The organism is Halomonas sp. N3-2A (genome assembly GCF_002216165.1).
Lineage (GTDB): Bacteria > Pseudomonadota > Gammaproteobacteria > Pseudomonadales > Halomonadaceae > Vreelandella.
In genome coordinates this window covers 3,282,529-3,285,732 of sequence record NZ_CP022286.1, presented here as the reverse complement: position 1 = coordinate 3,285,732, position 3,204 = coordinate 3,282,529, and the positions used below count along the sequence as shown (strand labels likewise).

The following is a 3,204-nucleotide window of genomic DNA, read 5'->3' as shown; positions in this document are numbered from 1 at the left end:
AAACCACCCTCACGGGCGGCTTGGATATGGCTGGTAACACTATTACTAATGTTGCCCCAGGTGTTAACGGCACGGATGCGGTGAACGTGGACCAGCTAACCGATGTTAGCAATGTGGCCAACAAAGGCTGGGATCTGACAGCCAATGGCGAAGCCACTGGCGAAAATATCGCCCCCGGTGAAACCGCTGATTTTAGCGAAGGCAAGAACATTGCGATTACCCGTACAAGTAACAGCATTGAAGTTGCAACTGCGGATGATGTCGAGTTCACGAATGTGGAGGTGACTGAGAACCTGAACGTCGCGGGCGATACGAATATCGCAGGTGACACTATCATTGGTGGCAGCACTACCATTAATGAAAACCTGACGGTGGAAGGCACCACCCAACTGGGCGACAACTTCTTCGTTAACAATGAAGGTAATGTCACCTATGAGGGTGACATTACAGAAAATAATCACATTACCAACAAGCAGTATGTGGATAACTCAGTGACTGAGCTGGGGGATACGCCGTTGACGTTTGCGGGCGATAGCGGCACATCGTTCGAGCGCAAGCTGGGTGAGCAGACCAACGTTAAAGGTGGCAGCACCGGTACCTTGACTGATGGCAACATTGGCGTAGTGGCCGACGGTACCGATACGCTCCAAGTCAAGCTAGCTGAAAATATTGATCTGGGGACGAACGGCAGTGTTGTGATGGGGGATACCACCGTTAACAACAGCGGCCTGACCATCGCGGGTGGTCCCAGCATCACCAATACGGGCATTGATGCGGGCAACACCACCATCACCAATGTTGCGCCAGGTGTTAACGGCACGGATGCGGTGAATGTTGATCAGCTAACCGACGTTAGTGACGTGGCTAACAAAGGCTGGGACCTCACCGCCAACGGTGAAGCCACGGGTGAGAACATTGCGCCTGGTGAAACCGCCGACTTCAGCGAAGGCAAGAACATCGCTATCACCCGCACGGGTAACAGCATTGAAGTGGCCACTGCTGAGGATGTTGACTTCACTAATGTGAATGTGACCAATCAGCTGGATGTCGCAGGTGATACCAATATCGGCGGTAATACTACGATCCAGGGCGACACCACAGTGAAGGGCGATACCTTCCTGGGTGACAACTTCTCGGTAGTGAATAACGAAGCCATCTACGATGGTCCTATTAATAACGATAACTCCGTTGTTAATAAGCAATATGTCGACGGTATCGAAACGCATTATTACAGCGTTAATGATAATGGCACCACCCAAGGTAACTACGATAACGACGGTGCCACTGGCATAAACGCTCTGGCCGCAGGTACCAATGCGAAAGCTGAAGGCAATTCCTCGTTAGGCATGGGTGATGGTGCCCGTACAGCAAGCGTTGGTGAACAGCAAGTGGCGGTAGGTGCCAATGCCCTGGCGGGGGGCAACAAATCAGTTGCTATTGGTTCTGGTGCGAAGGCCTCAACTGATATGTTTAATGGCGGTGTAGAAGCTGTTGCCATTGGTAACAATGCTTCCGCACAGGGCACCAAGAATGTCGCTTTAGGTTCGGGCTCTGTTGCTAACGGCAGCACGTTGAGTACAACGGCTTACCAACCGCTGGATGTTAACGGCAACCCGGCTACCGTTGCAGCACCCACCGCAGATAGCGAAGTCTCAGTTGGTAGCGCAGGTAATGAGCGCCGCATCACCAATGTGGCTGCCGGTGCAGAAGATACCGATGCGGTCAACGTCAGCCAGCTGAAAGCGGTCAATGATGTTGCCAGTGCAGGCTGGAACGTCCAGACCAATGGTGATGCAGCGACGAATGTGGCACCTAACGCCACAGTCCAGTTCATTGATGGTAAAAATATCGATATTACTCGCATTGGAACGGACATTACGGTTGCCACGGCAGATGATGTTGACTTCACCAATGTCAATGTCACCAACCAGCTGGATGTGGCGGGTGATACCAATATCGGCGGCAACACGACGATTAACGGCGACACCACAGTGAAGGGCGATACCTATCTGGGTGATAACTTCTCAGTCGTCAATAACGAAGCCTTCTACGACGGCGCGATCACTGAAAACACTCACATCGTTAACAAAGAGTATGTGGACGGTGCATTGGTGACCTGGCTAACACCCCGATTACTTTCGCTGGTGATACTGGCACAACGGATCGCAAGCTGGGTGACGAACTGAATATCGTGACCAGCAACGCCAATCTCAGCACCGAAGTGACTGACGACGAGACGCTTGTTATTGCGATGAGCAATGACCTGGACGTAAACAGCGTCACCACCAACTCTCTAGATGTAGCCAATAACGCTACCATCGGCGGCACACTGAACGTGACTGGCCAGACCACCTTGAACGGCGGCCTGGATATGGCGGGCAATAAGATCACCAACGTTGCGCCAGGAACGGATGGCACTGACGCGGTGAATGTTGATCAGCTAACCGACGTTAGTGATGTGGCCAACAAAGGCTGGGATCTGACGGCCAATGGTGAAGCCACTGGCGAAAATATCGCCCCCGGTGAAACCGCTGACTTCACGCAAGGTAAGAACATTGCGATTACTCGAACGGGTAACAGTATTGAAGTGGCTACTGCGGATGATGTCGAGTTCACGAACGTCGAGGTAACTGAGAACCTGAACGTCGCGGGCGATACGAATATCGCAGGTGACACTATCATTGGTGGCAGCACTATCATTAATGAAAACCTGACGGTGGAAGGCACCACCCAACTGGGCGACAACTTCTTCGTTAACAATGAAGGTAATGTCACCTATGACGGTGATATTACAGAAAATAATCACATTACCAACAAGCAGTATGTGGATAACTCAGTGACCGAGCTGGGGGATACGCCGTTGACGTTTGCGGGCGATAGCGGCACACCGTTCGAGCGCAAGCTGGGTGAGCAGACCAACGTTAAAGGTGGCAGCACCGGTACCTTGACTGATGGCAACATTGGCGTAGTGGCCGACGGTACCGATACGCACCAAGTCAAGCTAGCTGAAAATATTGATCTGGGGACGAACGGCAGTGTTGTGATGGGGGATACCACCGTTAATAACAACGGCCTGACCATCGCGGGTGGTCCCAGCATCACCAATACGGGCATTGATGCGGGCAACACCACCATCACCAATGTTGCGCCAGGTGTTAACGGCACGGATGCGGTGAATGTTGATCAGCTAACCGACGTTAGTGA

General features: G+C 52.2%; 1 protein-coding gene and 1 pseudogene. Both read left to right on the top strand.

The annotated features are described in order from the left end of the window. Positions 1–2,186: YadA family autotransporter adhesin (locus tag CEK60_RS15320; protein ID WP_446718633.1), on the top strand; the 2,186-nt coding region annotated here is incomplete at its 5' end. A gap of 5 nt (positions 2,187–2,191) precedes the next feature. Beyond that, positions 2,192–3,204, top strand: a pseudogene (locus CEK60_RS15315) (hypothetical protein); the annotation flags it as partial.